This is a genomic window from Bacillus sp. LNXM12-1 (genome assembly GCF_003004375.1).
Lineage (GTDB): Bacteria > Bacillota > Bacilli > Bacillales > Bacillaceae > Bacillus.
On sequence record NZ_PVWX01000003.1, the window covers coordinates 169,044 to 184,704 of the forward strand.

Annotated in this window: 22 protein-coding genes, 1 tRNA gene and 1 riboswitch; of the genes, 13 read left to right on the forward strand and 10 right to left on the reverse strand. The window is 40.2% G+C overall.

Translation table 11 applies throughout. The features are described from left to right. The first annotated feature begins 127 nt into the window (after window positions 1-127). The 4 genes from C6Y07_RS13220 to C6Y07_RS13235 all read left to right on the forward strand — a co-directional run bounded on the left by C6Y07_RS13220 (window position 128) and on the right by C6Y07_RS13235 (window position 3,002). A complete protein-coding gene (locus C6Y07_RS13220; protein ID WP_223254151.1) occupies window positions 128-493 on the forward strand; it encodes a helix-turn-helix domain-containing protein in 366 nt (121 codons plus the stop codon). A 53-nt stretch (window positions 494-546) separates the two neighbouring features. Beyond that, window positions 547-1,173 carry a DUF4352 domain-containing protein gene (locus tag C6Y07_RS13225; RefSeq protein ID WP_189318378.1) on the forward strand — a complete coding sequence of 209 codons (627 nt, stop codon included), beginning with the start codon at window positions 547-549 and terminating at the stop codon, window positions 1,171-1,173. Window positions 1,174-1,270: 97 nt separating this feature from the next. Continuing rightward, entirely contained in the window at window positions 1,271-1,774 is a 504-nt protein-coding gene (locus C6Y07_RS13230) for an ImmA/IrrE family metallo-endopeptidase (protein ID WP_046343204.1), read from the forward strand. After that, on the forward strand, window positions 1,767-3,002 hold the full coding sequence (locus tag C6Y07_RS13235; RefSeq protein ID WP_106156877.1) for a tyrosine-type recombinase/integrase: 1,236 nt from the start codon (window positions 1,767-1,769) through the stop codon (window positions 3,000-3,002). The genes C6Y07_RS13230 and C6Y07_RS13235 overlap by 8 nt, the downstream gene beginning before the upstream one ends. 94 nt (window positions 3,003-3,096) lie before the next feature. Here the strand turns inward: C6Y07_RS13235 and C6Y07_RS13240 are convergent. The 3 genes from C6Y07_RS13240 to C6Y07_RS13250 form a co-directional block, all read right to left on the reverse strand. Then, window positions 3,097-3,169 (reverse strand) — tRNA-Val (locus C6Y07_RS13240). Between the two features lie 129 nt (window positions 3,170-3,298). After that, window positions 3,299-4,477, reverse strand: coding sequence for a cystathionine beta-lyase (gene metC / locus C6Y07_RS13245; protein ID WP_066031025.1), 1,179 nt, complete (start codon window positions 4,475-4,477; stop codon window positions 3,299-3,301). Further along, complete coding sequence (locus tag C6Y07_RS13250; protein WP_106071561.1) at window positions 4,474-5,592, reverse strand: methionine biosynthesis PLP-dependent protein; 1,119 nt, start codon at window positions 5,590-5,592, stop codon at window positions 4,474-4,476. The genes metC and C6Y07_RS13250 overlap by 4 nt, the downstream gene beginning before the upstream one ends. Window positions 5,593-5,669: 77 nt before the next feature. Then, window positions 5,670-5,791, reverse strand: a riboswitch (SAM riboswitch). 221 nt (window positions 5,792-6,012) lie between these two features. On the opposite strand from C6Y07_RS13250, the gene C6Y07_RS13255 reads away from it, so the two are divergent. Genes C6Y07_RS13255 through C6Y07_RS13265 form a run of 3 tightly spaced genes read left to right on the forward strand, consistent with a single transcriptional unit; the run spans window position 6,013 to window position 7,762 of the window. Further along, entirely contained in the window at window positions 6,013-6,753 is a 741-nt protein-coding gene (locus C6Y07_RS13255; RefSeq protein ID WP_066031027.1) for an alpha/beta hydrolase, read from the forward strand. A 52-nt stretch (window positions 6,754-6,805) separates the two neighbouring features. After that, the gene (locus C6Y07_RS13260; RefSeq protein ID WP_034663172.1) at window positions 6,806-7,321 is read left to right on the forward strand and encodes a YjcG family protein; all 516 of its coding nucleotides are present in this window, start codon (window positions 6,806-6,808) and stop codon (window positions 7,319-7,321) included. Between the two features lie 6 nt (window positions 7,322-7,327). Further along, a complete protein-coding gene (locus C6Y07_RS13265; RefSeq protein WP_058014269.1) occupies window positions 7,328-7,762 on the forward strand; it encodes a GNAT family N-acetyltransferase in 435 nt (144 codons plus the stop codon). A 79-nt stretch (window positions 7,763-7,841) separates the two neighbouring features. On the opposite strand, the gene C6Y07_RS13270 is transcribed toward C6Y07_RS13265, so the two are convergent. After that, window positions 7,842-8,099: a hypothetical protein gene (locus C6Y07_RS13270; RefSeq protein WP_034663177.1), complete on the reverse strand. Its 258-nt coding sequence runs from the start codon at window positions 8,097-8,099 to the stop codon at window positions 7,842-7,844. Window positions 8,100-8,225: 126 nt separating this feature from the next. Between C6Y07_RS13270 and C6Y07_RS13275 the strand changes: the two genes are divergently transcribed. Continuing rightward, window positions 8,226-10,538, forward strand: coding sequence for a UvrD-helicase domain-containing protein (locus C6Y07_RS13275; protein WP_106071562.1), 2,313 nt, complete (start codon window positions 8,226-8,228; stop codon window positions 10,536-10,538). A 16-nt stretch (window positions 10,539-10,554) separates the two neighbouring features. On the opposite strand, the gene spoVIF is transcribed toward C6Y07_RS13275, so the two are convergent. From spoVIF to C6Y07_RS13295, 5 genes are all read right to left on the reverse strand, one after another. Next, on the reverse strand, window positions 10,555-10,812 hold the full coding sequence (gene spoVIF, locus C6Y07_RS13280; protein WP_003212292.1) for a sporulation-specific transcription regulator SpoVIF: 258 nt from the start codon (window positions 10,810-10,812) through the stop codon (window positions 10,555-10,557). A 138-nt stretch (window positions 10,813-10,950) separates the two neighbouring features. Beyond that, window positions 10,951-11,088, reverse strand: a complete 138-nt coding sequence (locus tag C6Y07_RS13285; protein ID WP_003212017.1) for a YjcZ family sporulation protein — start codon at window positions 11,086-11,088, stop codon at window positions 10,951-10,953. 84 nt (window positions 11,089-11,172) lie between these two features. Further along, a complete protein-coding gene (locus C6Y07_RS13290; protein WP_060596024.1) occupies window positions 11,173-11,394 on the reverse strand; it encodes a hypothetical protein in 222 nt (73 codons plus the stop codon). 86 nt (window positions 11,395-11,480) lie between these two features. Then, window positions 11,481-11,609: a hypothetical protein gene (locus C6Y07_RS19235; protein ID WP_258182060.1), complete on the reverse strand. Its 129-nt coding sequence runs from the start codon at window positions 11,607-11,609 to the stop codon at window positions 11,481-11,483. Window positions 11,610-11,680: 71 nt separating this feature from the next. Continuing rightward, the gene (locus C6Y07_RS13295; protein WP_060596043.1) at window positions 11,681-12,031 is read right to left on the reverse strand and encodes a DUF1360 domain-containing protein; all 351 of its coding nucleotides are present in this window, start codon (window positions 12,029-12,031) and stop codon (window positions 11,681-11,683) included. A gap of 177 nt (window positions 12,032-12,208) precedes the next feature. On the opposite strand from C6Y07_RS13295, the gene C6Y07_RS13300 reads away from it, so the two are divergent. The 5 genes from C6Y07_RS13300 to C6Y07_RS13320 all read left to right on the forward strand — a co-directional run bounded on the left by C6Y07_RS13300 (window position 12,209) and on the right by C6Y07_RS13320 (window position 14,848). Continuing rightward, on the forward strand, window positions 12,209-12,595 hold the full coding sequence (locus C6Y07_RS13300; RefSeq protein WP_034663185.1) for a spore coat protein: 387 nt from the start codon (window positions 12,209-12,211) through the stop codon (window positions 12,593-12,595). A 43-nt stretch (window positions 12,596-12,638) separates the two neighbouring features. Then, window positions 12,639-12,974 carry a spore coat protein gene (locus C6Y07_RS13305; RefSeq protein WP_066031768.1) on the forward strand — a complete coding sequence of 112 codons (336 nt, stop codon included), beginning with the start codon at window positions 12,639-12,641 and terminating at the stop codon, window positions 12,972-12,974. An 88-nt stretch (window positions 12,975-13,062) separates the two neighbouring features. After that, window positions 13,063-13,560 (forward strand): spore coat protein, encoded by a 498-nt coding sequence (locus tag C6Y07_RS13310; RefSeq protein ID WP_106156879.1) that lies wholly within the window; start codon window positions 13,063-13,065, stop codon window positions 13,558-13,560. A gap of 146 nt (window positions 13,561-13,706) precedes the next feature. Further along, a complete protein-coding gene (locus tag C6Y07_RS13315; protein ID WP_060596022.1) occupies window positions 13,707-14,198 on the forward strand; it encodes a CotY/CotZ family spore coat protein in 492 nt (163 codons plus the stop codon). 206 nt (window positions 14,199-14,404) lie between these two features. After that, on the forward strand, window positions 14,405-14,848 hold the full coding sequence (locus C6Y07_RS13320; RefSeq protein ID WP_034663193.1) for a CotY/CotZ family spore coat protein: 444 nt from the start codon (window positions 14,405-14,407) through the stop codon (window positions 14,846-14,848). Window positions 14,849-14,883: 35 nt separating this feature from the next. Here the strand turns inward: C6Y07_RS13320 and C6Y07_RS13325 are convergent, their stop codons facing one another. Beyond that, window positions 14,884-15,606 carry a CotO family spore coat protein gene (locus C6Y07_RS13325; protein WP_106071563.1) on the reverse strand — a complete coding sequence of 241 codons (723 nt, stop codon included), beginning with the start codon at window positions 15,604-15,606 and terminating at the stop codon, window positions 14,884-14,886. Window positions 15,607-15,661: the final 55 nt, after the last annotated feature.

Below are 15,661 nucleotides of genomic sequence, written 5' to 3' on the forward strand. Positions count from 1 at the left end.
TGATTTAATAATACATTTCTAAAAAAGAAATTTCAACTGTTTTATTTCTAATTTAGCAATTTATTTTTTTCTACTTTGGAAAAATGTTAAGATTTATATTGCTAATATAGAAAGTTGGTGATTAAAGATGCTGGCTGTAGGCGAAAGAATAATTAAATTGAGAGAACAAAAACAGTGGAACCAAAAAGAATTGGCTCAAAAAATCAATATGAATGTCAGTGTAATGAACAGAATAGAAAAAGGAACTCGTCCTTTAACTGATATTGAAATTGTGAAAATCGCTGAGGTTTTTGGGGTATCTACAGATTATTTGCTAACCGGGAAAGATTATAGGTTTGAAGCAGAACAACTTCTGAGATCAGGCAACGCGTCTACTGCTGCAAGTGATGGAAATTCTGATATAGAAAAGAGAATTGAAAGAATTGAAAGAGCACTAAGACTTCAGGAAGGTCGTAAACCAGGGGATAAGCAGAAAGACTTCTATGGTGACTAAATAAAAGACTTCAATTACTTTCATACATGTATTTCATGAAAGGGGCGCATATTTTGAAAAAGACTTTTTTTTGCGTGCTTATTTTCTTAATAGCAACGTCTTTAACAGCGTGTAATTCACAGAATACAAAAGTAAATGAATCAAATGAAAAAAGCGATAAACAGGAATCTAATGGGGGTTCATCTGCTAAGAAGAAAACTAAAAAAGAAGCTGATGGAACACGAACTGCTCCTATACCTTTAAAAAAGCCAATATATTTCGACGATTACATTAGTGCATCGGATAATGAATATACTGCTGAATTAAAGATGAATGTAGAAGAGGTTATTCGAGGAGATAAAGCATTTAATGTTTTATATAAGAGGAATAGCACTGTTTCTCAACCTAAAAAGGGGTTTGAATGGGCACTCGTTAAGGTCAAAGTGAAGATGACAAATTCTGAAACAGATGATGAACCTATACTATTCAGTCCAATTCTTAACTTTGACTTTTTTAGTAGTGATGGTTCTCCTTATTCTGAGGAAATTGGTACTGTTGTGCCAAAAGATTTTGAAGGCGAAGTATATAACGGTGGTTCACTTGAAGGTTATATAGTGAATCAAGTAAAAAAAGACGATGATTTTTTAATAGCTTATAAAAGTATATCTACTTCAGGTAAACTATTCTTTAAAACTAAATAAACACTGCCCATATTGGGCTTTTATTTTTACATCAAAACAGAACATATGTTTCCAACTCATCTAAGAGCATTATCTTTTAGAAAGGGGCTTATTAACATTGAGATATATAAATAGTCATTTAGAAGATTGGATTGAGTCATTCCTTAGTAATATTGGCATAACTGAACCTTCACAATTAAATAAACACAAAATAGCTAATGATCTAGACATTTGGATATTTTATGTTAATGACACAAGTCATTATGTAGAAATTAACAATCTGTACACTATTTTTCTAAATAAAAACCTATCTAAAGAGGAACAATGGCAGGATTTCGCTCATGAACTTTGCCATATAGTTAGACAATCTAGCAAATTCACTAATTTTCATTTGACTAAAACTTTATGGAATATCTATCAAGAAAGACAAGCGAATTATTTTGCTTATCATTTTTGTATCCCCACATTCATGTTAATTGATTTGGATTTACCCAAAAGACCAGAACTCGCTGTCTTGAAAGTTTCTAATATTTTTAACGTTACTCCTGAATTTGCAAATCACCGTTTAAATCTCTATTATCAAAAAACTTATTCTCAGACAAGGGGTGTTTTATATGGCTAGCATTGAAAAAAGAGGAAACAATTCTTTTAGATTAATTGTTGAAGCTGGTCACGATATAAACGGAAAAAGAAAGAAAAAAACTAAAACCATTCGCATAGAAGATACTAAACTATTAAAGACGAAAAGAAGATTGCAAGAGTATCTCTCAGACCAGCTCTATCAATTTAAAATCGAAGTTTCTTCTGAAGAATACATAGAACCTGAAAAATTAACATTTGAATCTTTTATCGCTAAGTGGAAAGAGAAGAAGCTTTATCAAAAGAGCGGAAAACCTTACTCTCTCACTACTTCAGATGTATATTGGAGACATTTAAAAAATCACATTCTACCTGTCTTTGGCAATAAAAAAATGGAGCAAATAAAAAGCCTTCATATTGTAGATTTTTTAGACAGTTTAAAAAAAGATGGCGCACGAAAAGATGGGAAACCAGGAGGTTTAAGCGGGGCCACTATACAGGACATTTTTAAAATTTTACAAGTTGTTTTTAAAACTGCAACTGAAGAATGGAAGATCATTAAGGTTGATCCTATGAAAGGACTCCCTCAACCAGAACATGAAAAGCAAGAAATGAACTATTTTGAAGCTGACGAAGCTACTGAATGTATAAAAATTTTGTATAAAGAAGTTGATATTAAATGGAGACTTTATTTTTTAGCTGCTATGATTGGTGGTCTAAGACGCGGTGAAGGTCTTGCACTTGAATGGCATTTGGATGTTGATTGGGATCTCGGCGGCTTTCATATTAATCGTTCAATTTCAAAGACAGTTGATGGCAAACCCTATGTTAAAGAACCTAAAACAAGAAGTTCTAAACGCTTTGTAAAGATGCCTAACTGGTATATGGATGAATTAAAGCAGTACCATATCATGTGGAAAAAAGAAAAACTATTAGTTGGTGACTTATGGGAAGGTGATGATCACCAATATTTATTTCATAATGGTTTTGGTGAGCCTTACTATTACACAACCCCTACTTCCAAATGGTCAAAAATCAAAAACAAACACAAATTAAAAAACATTCGACTACATGATTTAAGACATACAATGGTCGCTCTCCTTATAGAGGCAGGTGAGAGCATTAATGCTATTCAGAAAAGAGCCGGACATGCCAGTGCTAAAACAACCTCAGATATTTATGGTCATGTCACAAACAAATTAGAATTTAACACTGCAGAACACTTTAATCATTTTGATCCTAAAAATATTGAGAAACAATCTGGCGGATAAAGTTCGTCCCCAATTCGTCCCCAATCAAAAGAAACAGAACAAATATTCGTTGTCAAAAAAACAAAAAACCCTTGCTAGGCAAGGGTTTCAACGATGATTCCGACTGGGCTCGAACCAGCGACCTCTACCCTGTCAAGGTAGCGCTCTCCCAGCTGAGCTACGGAATCGGGTTATGTATCAGTTCTGGGCTTTCTGTTACTGACAGTCTCTATTATATAACCATCATGATTCGTCGTCAATGGTTTTATTCAAAAAAGGTCAAAAAGCCGGCAGCCGGACCGGCTTTTTTCTCTCCTTTATGATTGGTTGACAAGAACAGGCTTTAGTTGGTCTAGTGCTTGTTTGAAGTCGCGTTTGAGGTCTTCTCCGTTTTCGACCCCTACACTTAATCGAAGCAGGCCATCTGTAATCCCTCTTTTTTCTCTTTCTTCTTTTGGCATAGCGGCATGTGACATTTTGGCTGGGTATGACAGAATGGATTCGACGGCGCCAAGGCTGACGGCGAATACTGGTAATGTGACAGCATCCACCAATTCTTTGACAGCTGCTTGGTTTTCTAATTCAAATGAAAGAACAGCTCCTGCTCCGCTTGCTTGCTTTCGCTGAATGTCCGCCCCTGGATGGTCATCTAAGCCTGGATAGTACACTTTTTTCACCGCAGGATGCTCTTTGAGAAATGAGGCCAGTTCGAAGGCCGTTTGGCTTGCTTTTTCTAATCTGACCTGAAGGGTTTTTAACCCTCTTAACACAAGCCAGCAATCCTGCACGCCAAGCACCGCACCGAAGGAGTTTTGCAGCGAATAGAGTTCTTCTCCCAGCTTCTCGTCTTTCACGACAGCTAAGCCTGACAGTACATCACTGTGACCGCTCAAAAATTTCGTTGCGCTGTGCAGGACTACGTCAACGCCAAGATCCAGCGGACGCTGAAGAGCAGGCGTTAAAAATGTATTATCTAAGAATGTCAGACAGTCATGTTCTTTGGCAAGCTGGACGACGCTCCCAATATCCGTAATACCTAGAGTCGGGTTTGACGGTGTTTCCATGTAAATGACTTTTGTATTCGATTGAATGCCTCTTTTGACTTCATTCAAATCCGTCATGTCCACAAAGGTATGCTCGATGCCAAATCGCGAAAGAACTTGGGTGATCATTCGAAATGTACCACCGTACACATCTCTTGTGACAAGGACATGATCTCCCTTTGATAATAGTAGAAAAGCAGTTGAAATGGCTGCCATGCCTGATGCAAAAGCAAGCCCTCTTGTTCCTCCTTCTAGCGCCGCAATCGTATCCTCTAACGCTTGACGTGTAGGAGTCCCCGATCTTGAGTAGTCATATTGACCAAATTCATCGAAGCTGCTTTGATGGAATGTGGATGCATGCTGAATTGGCACACTGACTGCACCTGTTGAACGATCTGTTTTAAACGCATTATGAACGAGTTGGGTTTCGAGTGTCCAATCGTGTGTGGTCATTTGGCGTGTACCTCCTCTCTTACTTGTGATAGTGCCTGTTTCAGGTCTGCTTTCAGGTCATCTACGTGCTCAATGCCAACGGAGAAACGGAGCAGTTTGTTACAAACGCCATTTGCAATGCGAATCTCCTCTGGGATATCCATATGCGTTTGCGTTGCAGGATACGTAATAAAGCTTTCGATTCCGCCAAGACTTTCAGCAAAACAGATCGTTTTCAGCTGCTTCAAAAATGGATTGACCCAGTCCTCCTTGGCTACACGGAATGACAGCATTCCTCCCTTGCCTGGGTAAAGGACATCTTGAATTTCTGGCTGTTTCTTTAAAAACTCTGCCAGCTCCTTCGCATTTGCCTCGTGCTGGCGCATTCTAAGAGCCAGTGTTTTCATTCCTCTCATTAAAAGCCATGAGTCAAACGGAGATAAAACGGCTCCAATTGCGTTTTGATGCTGGAACATGTCTTCAGACAGCTGCTCTCCTTTTGTCACCACAAGACCGGCAAGGACGTCATTGTGTCCGCCTAAATATTTGGTTGCGCTATGGATGACAATGTCCGCTCCAAGTGTAATCGGCTTTTGCAAAACGGGTGTGTAAAAGGTGTTATCGACAATGACCAAAGCGCCATATTCTTTTGCAATCTTTGCTATTTTTTGAATATCTGCTTCCTGCATAAGTGGATTTGTCGGCGTTTCAATAAAGACCGCTTTTGTGTTTGGCGTGATTTTAGAACGTAAACAGTCTTCATCTGAAAAATCATCGTAAAGAAACCGTAAGCCGTACTTTTTCCATTCGTTTTCAAACAAACGGTATGTACCGCCATATAGGTCTGATGAGACGATGAGTTCATCTCCGCTTTCAAATAATGCCATGATCGTTTGGATCGCAGCCATTCCCGAACTGAAGGCAAAGCCGGCCGTCCCTTCTTCGAGTGAAGCAATCGCATCCTCTACAAGCTGCCTTGTTGGGTTTTTCGTTCGAATGTAATCAAATCCGGTTGATTCCCCTATGCCTCTATGTCTGTATGCTGTTGAAAGATAAACGGGGGGACTGACCGTGCCAGTCGCCTCTTCGCTGCGGTTTCCAATTTGCGCTAATGTCGTTTCCACATGTTCTGTCATTTGACACCATCCTAAGTAAAATCTGATTTCAAAACAGAAAACCCCTTCTTCATAAGAAGAAGGGGTTTAATCGCTTCCTCTTATCTTCCAAGCAAAAAAGCTGCTTGCTGGATTTAGCACCTTGGTACATCACATGAAGTGATGCATACCGGTTGCTGAGGTTTCAAAGGGCCAGTCCCTCCACCTCTCACGATAAGAATGTGTTGTCTGTCTGTTCTAATTCTTAATACTGTAACGCATTAAATCTCATTTTTCAAGAGGAATCGGACCAATTAATTAAAATTTTCTGTATTTTATAACAGATTCGATGTCAACTGAATGGATTGCATGTTAGCATATAGGAACAACGCTGTTTTTCATGTTACAATGAATGGAAACGTTTCACTTTGTGATGAAATTGGTTAGCTGGAGGAATGGATTATGGTGAAGAAAACAGGCATTATTCAAGAAGAAACCTTACATTCAAAAGAACTTGGGGCGGATATGACCCTTTTGATCTATTTGCCAGTCAATTACTCCCCCCTTTATACATATCATGTCATCATTGCCCAAGATGGTCATGATTATTTCCGCTTAGGCAAAATAGGCAGACAGGCGGAAGAATTGATGCAAAACAAAGAAATGGAACGCTCGATTATCATTGGTGTCCCTTATGAAAATGTCTCGGAAAGACGGAATACGTATCATCCAGATGGCACAAAGTTTGAAGCGTATAAACGCTTTTTAGCAAATGAACTTGTCCCTTATATTGATACGCACTATCCAACCTATCAAATTGGCTCAGGACGCACGTTTATTGGTGATTCGCTAGGTGCTACGATTTCCCTTATGACAGCGATTGATTATCCTTCTTTATTTGGCGGGCTGATTTTGCAGTCTCCTTACGTTGATGATTCAGTCCTAGAAGCCGTTAAACAGTCGACAGCCCTTTCCCCTTATGCCATTATCCATCAAATTGGGCTGGAAGAAACGGCTGTGAAAACGACAGATGGCCAAGTGCTTGATTTTATTCAGCCGAATGAAGATTTAAAGGCGCTTCTTGAACAGTCAGGTGCGGATTATTTATTTGAGACATTCGAAGGGGATCATAAATGGACGTTTTGGCAGCCGCTCATTGCGCCTTCGTTAAAAAAAATGCTCCCATATTCGTTAATCAACTGAATTTTGTTATAATAAACAATAATAAATACTTTCTTATTCAGGAGGGAACATGATGAAATACGGAGTTGTTATATTTCCATCAAAAAAATTGCAAGATATTGCGAACTCTTACCGGAAGCGTTATGATCCGAACTATGCACTTATACCGCCTCATTTAACATTAAGAACACCTTTTGAATTAACGGATCTAGAAGCGGCTGAGGTCGTCTCAACGTTAAGAGAGTATGCAAAAAATGCTTCTCCTATTACGTTACGTATTAAAAAATTCAGTTCATTCGCTCCTGTAAACAACGTCATTTATATGAAAGTAGAACCGAACGAGGAAATCATGGCGCTCAATGAAAGGTTGTACGCAGATCCACTTGCTGGCACACCTGAATATGCTTTTGTTCCGCATGTGACAGTAGCTCAAAAACTATCAGATGATGAGCATTCAGACGTACTTGGTACATTAAAGCTGAGAAAAATTGACCATGAAGAAACCGTGGATCGCTTCCACCTTTTATATCAGTTAGAGAACGGATCTTGGACCGTCTATGAAACATTTATTTTAGGAGAAGAGGGTTAAAGACATTTGAAAACAGTCATCGCAACAGCACAAACACAACGAGAAGATGCATACTACGTTCGAAAAGAAGTGTTCGTCAAAGAACAAGAAGTCCCGTTAGAGATTGAAATAGATGAACTAGAGGACGAGGCCATTCATTTTGTCATTTATAATGATGAAATGAAGCCTCAAGCAGCCGCTAGACTGCGGATCATTGAAGGGCCAAAGGCAAAGCTGGAACGAATTTGTGTGTTAAAAGAGGCGCGCGCTTTCGGCCTTGGCCACAAACTATTAGAAGCGCTGGAAACAGAAGCCATTGCTAATGGAGCGAAGGAAGCGGTTATGCACGCACAAGTCCAAGCTCTTCCTTTCTACGAAAAGAAAGGCTACAAAGCCGTTTCTGAACCGTTTGAAGAAGCAGGGATCACACATGTCAAAATGACAAAAACACTATCTGTTTGACCAAAAGAAAAAGCCAGAGCATCCATGATGCCCTGGCTTTTCTTTATCATCGTTCGTCAAGGGAAGAAAGCGTAATCATTTATATATACGCATTAATATGAACGCCTTTGCCTTCTTCCATAAACATATCTCGTACAAAACGTTCCCGCTTTTTTTGCTGTACTTTCGTTTCTGCTTCTGTCACTAAGTCCTCTTTTTTCTCCAGCTCTCTGTATACCTTGTCATGAAAGGTGCGAGTAACCTTTGTTACTTTCGCGTAGTCTTCTTTATCCTGAGGAGCAGGACGATTGATATATTGAAAATACAGATCCGGCTGAATCGGGGCTATATATCCCATCAAGAACGCCTCCTTTGCTTCTCTTCTACTCTACTATTCCCTAATTATGACTGTTTGAAACACGTCTCATTTGATATGATTAGATGTGTTTCTTTTTAAGATTGATTAACTATTGGAGGACTAGCTTTGAAATGCGCACGACGACATGATCGAACGATCTCATTACATACGTATTCGAGAGAACATTATCAATTCCTCCATGACGAGGGAAAAAAAGGGCACTTATCCTGCCCATATTGCGGACAACCAGTCTTTTTCAGATTAAATATACATGAAGAACCTGCCTTTATTCATAAACATATGACGCAGCAAGAGATGTGTGAACAAGCAGAAGAACAAGAAGATCAGAAAAAAAATGCAGAGCAAGAGGAAAGTGCTTCCTATAAAGAACTTGGGGGCTTCCGTTTTCCAACAGGTAAACAGATCATCTCGCAAACGAATGAATCATATGACTGGCAGGAACCAAGGTCGATTCAATTTAGCGATGCGTTACATTTAGAAGAGAATGAACAAGCACATACCATCGAGCTCTTTCCGCATATTACCTTTAGCACACCGCAGCTTCAAGCTGTCACACATAAAGAAGGTCCAATGCTGGTGCTGGCTGGCGCTGGCAGCGGAAAAACAAGAGTCTTGACAGCTAGAGCGGCATATCTCATGTCACATCATCATATTCCTGCTCACCATATCTTACTCGTGACTTTCACCACAAAAGCCAGCAGTGAAATGAAAGAAAGACTGCGCAAGCAATACCAGCTTCACCCATCACAAGCAAGTCAAGTGGTGACAGGCACCTTCCACAGTCTTTTTTATAAAATGCTGCTTCATGACGATGCAAGCAAATGGAACGGCCAGCACCTGATCAAGTTTGACTGGCAGAAGGAACAGTACATTCGGAAAGCCATCATAAATGAAGGACTTGATGAAAAAGACTACCCTACCGATCAAGTACTGCAATCGATCGGCTTTTGGAAAAATGCTTTTTTACCAGGCGAGCTTCCTGATTTGAAGGATGAAAAGGAAAAACACATGTGGACGATCTATCAATCTTATGAACAGCAAAAACGAGACAATCAGCAATTTGACTTTGATGACATGGCAATCGCCTGCTTGCACATGCTGACAGAACAGCCTGAACTGCTGAAACGATATCAAGAACGGTTCAAGTATATTTTAGTGGATGAATTTCAGGATATTAATCCAGTTCAATATCAATTGATTCAGCTTTTAGCTGGAGAATATGAGCAGCTATTTTGTGTAGGTGATGATGATCAAGCCATTTATGCCTTTAGGGGCAGCAATCCTGCTTTCATTCTTGAATTCAAACGGGACTATCCTTCGGCTCAAATCGTCCATTTACATGCGAATTACCGGTCGCATCATACGATTGTCGCAAGTGCGGATGCCATTATTAAGAAAAATCAACATCGTTATGAAAAAACGTTAAAAGCCGTCCGTGCGGAGACAATCCCGCCTACGCTCTTTTATCCATATGACGAGGAAGAGGAAGCGACCATGATCGTGGCAGATATTCAGGAGAAAATTAAAAACGGCGCAAAGCCGAATGATATCTGCGTACTCTTTCGCACCAATACAGGAGGCCGCGCGATTTATGAGCGTCTGCATCAATCCGCGATTCCGTATGAGACGGAGGCTGGTGTCAAAGCCTTCTACAGCAGACGAATTGTTCGGGTTCTTCTCGCCTTTCTCTCTTTAAGTCAGGATGCCGATGATGTGGCTGCTATGAAACAGCTGCTTCCGGTTTTCTTTTTAAAGCAGCAGACCTTGAACACGATGAAGGCACTGACCATCACGGAAGATTGTTCAATGGTAGACGCACTCGGAAAACTAACAGATATTCAGCCGTTTCAACAGAAAAAGCTGCAATCCATTGTTCCTCTGTTCCGCACGTTACGAACGTTAAAGCCGTCTGACGCTGTGACGTTTATTGAACAAAAGATGGGACTTGGTGATTACTTAAAAAAACGAGTGAACGATACGAATGTGCTTGAAAAAGGGGCGGATGATGTACGAGATGTAAAAACCGCCGCCAAACGCTTTGAAACGATTGAAGCCTTTCTCGCACATGCCGAACATATGAAATCTGCCGAAAAGGAAAAAACAGACGAACCAGGTGTTCAGCTCATGACGATTCACCGCGCAAAGGGACTTGAATTCCAAACGGTGTACATCACTTGCGTGGTCGACGGAGCACTGCCTCATGATTTCTCACTCGATGAACTAAGAAACGGTGATGAAGAAGCCCTAGAAGAAGAACGCCGTTTATTATACGTGGCCATGACAAGAGCTGAACAATCTCTTTATCTATCTGTTCCATCATTTAGGCGAGGAAAAACCGCTCATCGCTCGCGCTTTTTGTATCCCCTACTAAAGAAAAACCGAGAATTATTCACAGAAAAACAACAGGCCCCCCTTTAAGCGGAGAGCCTGTTGTTTATTTTTTGTTGTTCATCATTTTAGCGATTGTATTGAAATCAAGCTTTTCTTTTCCACTTGTAATCGATTGAACGATTTTGTCTTCCATTTCTTTAGGTACACGCTTATTCGCAAGCTGCGCTACTTTTTTAATGACGCCTCGAACCGTTGCTTCATCTTTAAAGTTGGCATTTTGCAAAGAACCTGCAAGCTTAAAAACATCATTCATATTCACACCCGTTTTATTTTCAACGCTTTTAAAGAATTTATTATCCATTCATTTGCCTCCTCTTTGTGGAGTAATCACCTTACTATATGAAAATAGGCGAGATATGTGCCTATCCTAAAGCCTTGTTTGCCCAAAGAGAAAGGAAAGCAAAAGGCTCCCCCATTGCTTCCCTCACCTTCTTACTGTTTAGTTAAAGAAAGAAGCACCAACGATGATTAGAAGGATGAACAACACGACGACAAGAACAAATGTTGATCCATATCCGCCGCCATAACCTCCGCCGTAGCCGCCGCAAGAACCGCCACCGTAACCGTAACAACTCATATATAAGCACCTCCTCTTCTCCCTTACAAAATATGAAAAATACTACAAATGGTTTGGACGATCACATAAAAAAGTGCGGAATTTTTATTTCTGCTGTTTAAAGACGTAATCTGCCTCTCCATGACGCATCATGAATGCTTCTGTTTCTTTCGCAAAAGCATCCATCTTCTCGCCAAATACCTTTAAGTGCTGCTCAAGATCATTCGCTTTATCCGCTAGATCCATTTCACCCTTTTCGTGCGCTTGTTCTTTTCCATCATGAGGTTTAGTGAACAAGGAGCCGATTAATTGTTCGAATGCATCCATTCTGGTCACCCCTTCTCTCTTACATATGCATCACTCAAAAAAAGGGCAACAAAAAAACCGGATAAATCCGGCTTTTGTTTTTTCTTCTATTGAGGTTTCTTTTTCTTTCCACAACCGCAATCTGCTTTTTTGATTTTCTTCGTATAAACAGATTGTTGATTTGACTGCGCTGGATAACCTTGAAGCATATGTGACGGTGTTTCAGTTGGTTTCATCGCAACCCTTCCTTTCCTATTCCATGATAGTATATGCATTTTTTGAAAGCGTGTCTGATCAGTATGCCTGTTTATTTCACCAGCTTTGAGACGATCGCTTCAATAATGCCTGCTGCCGCGGCAATTGCTAATAGTAAATTAAGCCACATGCTGATGACAGGAAATAGTATGTATATCAGAAGTAAAGCAGCAGTGCACCACATGCCAGTACACCAATAACAGCTTAACAGCTCTCCTATCCAAGACCGCAGCCCTTTACCTTTAATGATGATATATGTCTCCACTTCACCTTGTTCATTGACCTCTTCCTGTTCTTCATGAAATAAACGGCGGAAAGGAGCAGTAATGGTATCAAACACAATCAGCCTCGTCAGTCTAAAGGATGCGAGGGCAAACACGACAAATGACAAAGCACCACTCAGGAGCCTCCACCTCCTTTTTTCTTCTTTTTTGCGTCCTTTCTTTATATATGCAAAAAGAAAGACCGCCATGATGAATCGAGCGGAAATAAAATTGGGTTGTACTTTTTCACGCTTTCCGATTCCACCTTGAGCCTCTGCTGCATTAAATAATGTATAGATAAGAAAGGAGTGAAAGTATTGTCTATTGAAGAAAGTGCTGATTTATTATACACACAACTGTTAAACGAATTAATCAGCAATTATGATGATTTCATTGAGATCAAAGATTCCGAAAATGTCACAATTCATAAAACAGATGTAACAGCTGCACTCTCCCTTCAAGCGACCGTAACGACAATCATTACTCTTTTAATTCAACTTCTTGTACCAGACGATGAATTGGCTGCAGACATCACAGATCAGCTTTTATCCACACAACAAGTGACAGTCCAAAAGAAAACTGTGATTCAAATCATCAACTGCTATAACATTACGATTACATTATCAGATGCATCCATTATGAACTCCGTCCAAATTCTCACTCAAACATTGAATGTACTCTTAGTTGAAGCCGGCATTCTTTGACCCTTTCTTTTCTAACATGACGTATGAAAGAGGTGAAATCATCGTGGCTGAAGAGAACGAAAAAAAGGAGTTTCAAATCAATACTGATGTTGATCCATTAACGAGTCTTCTTGTAAGTGATGTGTTAAACAAAAACAATATCACAGATGATCAGAAAGCAAATATCTCAGATGATCAAAGAAGAATGATTTTGAAATTAGTGGAGGACTTGCAAAAGAAAGCAAATGATTTCGTAGAACAGCAGCAGGAGAAAAAAAGGCAGGCTGAGGCAGCAAAACATCCGGAAGAAGTACAGCCTGAACCAAAAGTACGTCCAAAACGAAATTCACTTCGAGATCGTATTCAGCAGCGCCGTGATGCGCAGCGTAATAACGATTAAATAAAAATGGGTTGCCTGCTAGGGTAAATGCCCGAGACAAAACCACGCATTCCAGCATTTAATAAAGTAAACGGAAGGAGGAATAGAAATGGATTCTAAACCATATTCTTGGGTCGCTCTAGATCGTAACTGTACACACCACGGACACCACGGACACCACGGCGATTACAACTATGAAAGAAAAGCAGTTTGTGATGGCCACTATTATGATGATGAAGATGTCTTACAAGAATTTGATCAAGTAAGCTTCACAAAGCAGACATCTGAGGAAGTCATTATCGTCAGAGACTCTTGTGACATTAACGTCTCTTCTGTTGATGCACAGGTTGCAGCATCTATCCAAGTAGCTGTTCAAACAGCGATCATCACCATTACAAATATCTCAATCGCAGACGGTGATCTGGCTGACCGCGTCACACAAGATCTTTTACAAGCCGCTACTCACAAACAAACAAACCGCCAGAAACTTGTCATCGAAAATTCAAGAAACGTTACAGTATCGACAATCGATGCGGATATCTCGATCGCGATTCAAACACTTACTCAAACACTTGTTGCGACAATCGTTGCAATTGGTATCCTCTAATGTCCAAAAGCAGAGCGAAAAGCTCTGCTTTTCCTTTTATAAAAATACAACAAATATAAATAGTCATTTACCCACACCAACTAGAGGGCGCATACATATGTTGTTAAGGACTAAAGTCAAATACCTTGTTAAAGGAGCTGAAATCCATGAGCTGCGGAAAACACCATGGCCGACATGATGAAAACTGTGTATGCGATGCGGTTGAAAAGATTTTAGCAGAGCAGGAAGCTGTAGAAGATAAATGTCCTACGAGCTGCTACAGTAATTTATTAAGCCCGACAGTTTCTGGAAAAGATACAATTCCGTTTTTAATTTTTGATAAAAAGGGCGGATTGTTTTCTACTTTCGGAAACATTGGAGGATTTGTTGACGATTGCCAATGCTTCGAATCCATTTTCTTCCGGGTTGAAAAATTACACGACTGCTGTGCTACGTTATCTGTATTAAGACCTGTTGATGTACACGGACATACGCTAAGCGTGTGTCACCCTTGTGACCCTGACTTCTTTGGTCTAGAAAAAACGGACTTTTGTATTGAGGTTGATCTAAACTGCTTCTGCGCGATCCAATGTTTAAACCCAGAGCTTGTCGACAGAGTCATGCCATCGAAAGATAAAAAGCATCATCACCACGGCTAAACCAATCGTCCGTTGACCTAACTTGTCATGAGTCAAAGCATCCCCTTCCTTACGAATGACAGCCAATCATGCGGAGCAGTCAGCATAAGAGCTGCCGCTTCCGCATTGATTGAAAGTAGATGTATCAACTGGCAAAACAAAAAAGCTTGTAGATGATGACAGTGCTCAAACACTCAAACAAATTTCCTAGTATAGGAGGGTTGAATATGAGCCGCAAACATTCATGGAGCTGTGTAGCAGAGGCTGTTGAAAATATTAACGACTTACAAAGTGCCGTCGAAGAAGATTGCCCGACCAGCTGTTACAGCAATCTCCTTTCTACATCCCATTCATTAGGTGACACTGTCCCGTTTGTTCTCTTTACATCCAAATCAAAACCATTCGTCGCATTCGGAAACGTCGGAGAAGTAGATGCAGGTCCTTGCTTCAGCACTGCATTTTTCAGAGTCGAACACATCTGTGATCACTGCGCAACACTCAGCTTGCTTATTGCATTTGACAAAGACCGTCATATTTTAGATTTTACAGATAAAGATTCCTTATGTGATGTGTTCCGATTAGAAAAATCGAAGTATTGCATTGAAGTAGATCTTGACTGCTTCTGCGCAATCGAGTGCTTAAATCCACGACTCATCAACCGTAACTGCTAACAAAAAAAGTCCCTCTATGGGACTTTTTTTATTCGTTAAAAGCCAAGCGGATGAATCGAGGAAATTTCATCTATTGCTAATTCAACTGGATTTCCCCCGCCCGCTGTTCGAATGACCACTAGATCTTCTTTTCGATCCATGATAATTCCTCTATATGTTTTACCATCAGCTTCAATCAGGCAAAGGGCTCTTGGCATATTATGAGGCAGGCTTGTGAGAAAATCGACTTTTTCGTCAATACTCATCTGACTTAAAGGCTTTTTCACTCGTTTTCTTCTAGGTTCTTCTTTTGTTTCATGAAATACACCTTCTGGCGGCTTTTCCTCTTCTCGCTGGGGTTTTCGTTCTTGTATAAGTTCTGGTTCTTGTGTGATGTCTTGTTCTTGTGTAAGCTCTGGTTCTTGTGTGATGTCTTGTTCTTGTGTAAGCTCTGCTTCTTGCGTGATGTCTTGTTCTTGTGTAAATTCTGCTTCTTGTGTGATGTCTTGTTCTTGTGCAAGTTCTGCTTCTTGTGTGATGTCTTGTTCTTGCTGAAGTTCAGGCGGCCCGACTTCTTTTTTCTTCTCTATTTCTTGAGCCACGGGTTCCTCGTGCGTACTTTCTTCGATCACGTCTTTTGCACTCTGATGACTTTCTTGCGGTTTTTCTGATTTCTTTCGCTTTCTCACGATATTTTGCATGGCCGGCATTGATTCATCATAGCTCGGCTGAACAATATACATAAGCGGCTTCTGGTTCTCATCACCTTTATTTGACATACTAATCCCTCCCGAATGATTCATTCCTTATATATATGAGCGGATGTCTCAAATC

Excerpts from the sequence above, each read along its gene's own strand:
- metC (WP_066031025.1), bottom strand. The coding sequence starts at position 4,477 with ATGACCACACACGATTGGACACTCGAAACCCAACTCGTTCATAATGCG.
- C6Y07_RS13270 (WP_034663177.1), bottom strand. The coding sequence starts at position 8,099 with ATGGGATATATAGCCCCGATTCAGCCGGATCTGTATTTTCAATATATC.
- C6Y07_RS13315 (WP_060596022.1), top strand. The coding sequence starts at position 13,707 with ATGAGCTGCGGAAAACACCATGGCCGACATGATGAAAACTGTGTATGC.
- C6Y07_RS13310 (WP_106156879.1), top strand. The coding sequence starts at position 13,063 with ATGGATTCTAAACCATATTCTTGGGTCGCTCTAGATCGTAACTGTACA.
- C6Y07_RS13220 (WP_223254151.1), top strand. The coding sequence starts at position 128 with ATGCTGGCTGTAGGCGAAAGAATAATTAAATTGAGAGAACAAAAACAG.
- C6Y07_RS13290 (WP_060596024.1), bottom strand. The coding sequence starts at position 11,394 with ATGGATGCATTCGAACAATTAATCGGCTCCTTGTTCACTAAACCTCAT.
- C6Y07_RS13255 (WP_066031027.1), top strand. The coding sequence starts at position 6,013 with ATGGTGAAGAAAACAGGCATTATTCAAGAAGAAACCTTACATTCAAAA.
- C6Y07_RS13235 (WP_106156877.1), top strand. The coding sequence starts at position 1,767 with ATGGCTAGCATTGAAAAAAGAGGAAACAATTCTTTTAGATTAATTGTT.
- C6Y07_RS13260 (WP_034663172.1), top strand. The coding sequence starts at position 6,806 with ATGAAATACGGAGTTGTTATATTTCCATCAAAAAAATTGCAAGATATT.
- C6Y07_RS13320 (WP_034663193.1), top strand. The coding sequence starts at position 14,405 with ATGAGCCGCAAACATTCATGGAGCTGTGTAGCAGAGGCTGTTGAAAAT.
- C6Y07_RS13325 (WP_106071563.1), bottom strand. The coding sequence starts at position 15,606 with ATGTCAAATAAAGGTGATGAGAACCAGAAGCCGCTTATGTATATTGTT.
- C6Y07_RS13285 (WP_003212017.1), bottom strand. The coding sequence starts at position 11,088 with ATGAGTTGTTACGGTTACGGTGGCGGTTCTTGCGGCGGCTACGGCGGA.
- C6Y07_RS13250 (WP_106071561.1), bottom strand. The coding sequence starts at position 5,592 with ATGACAGAACATGTGGAAACGACATTAGCGCAAATTGGAAACCGCAGC.
- spoVIF (WP_003212292.1), bottom strand. The coding sequence starts at position 10,812 with ATGGATAATAAATTCTTTAAAAGCGTTGAAAATAAAACGGGTGTGAAT.
- C6Y07_RS19235 (WP_258182060.1), bottom strand. The coding sequence starts at position 11,609 with ATGAAACCAACTGAAACACCGTCACATATGCTTCAAGGTTATCCAGCG.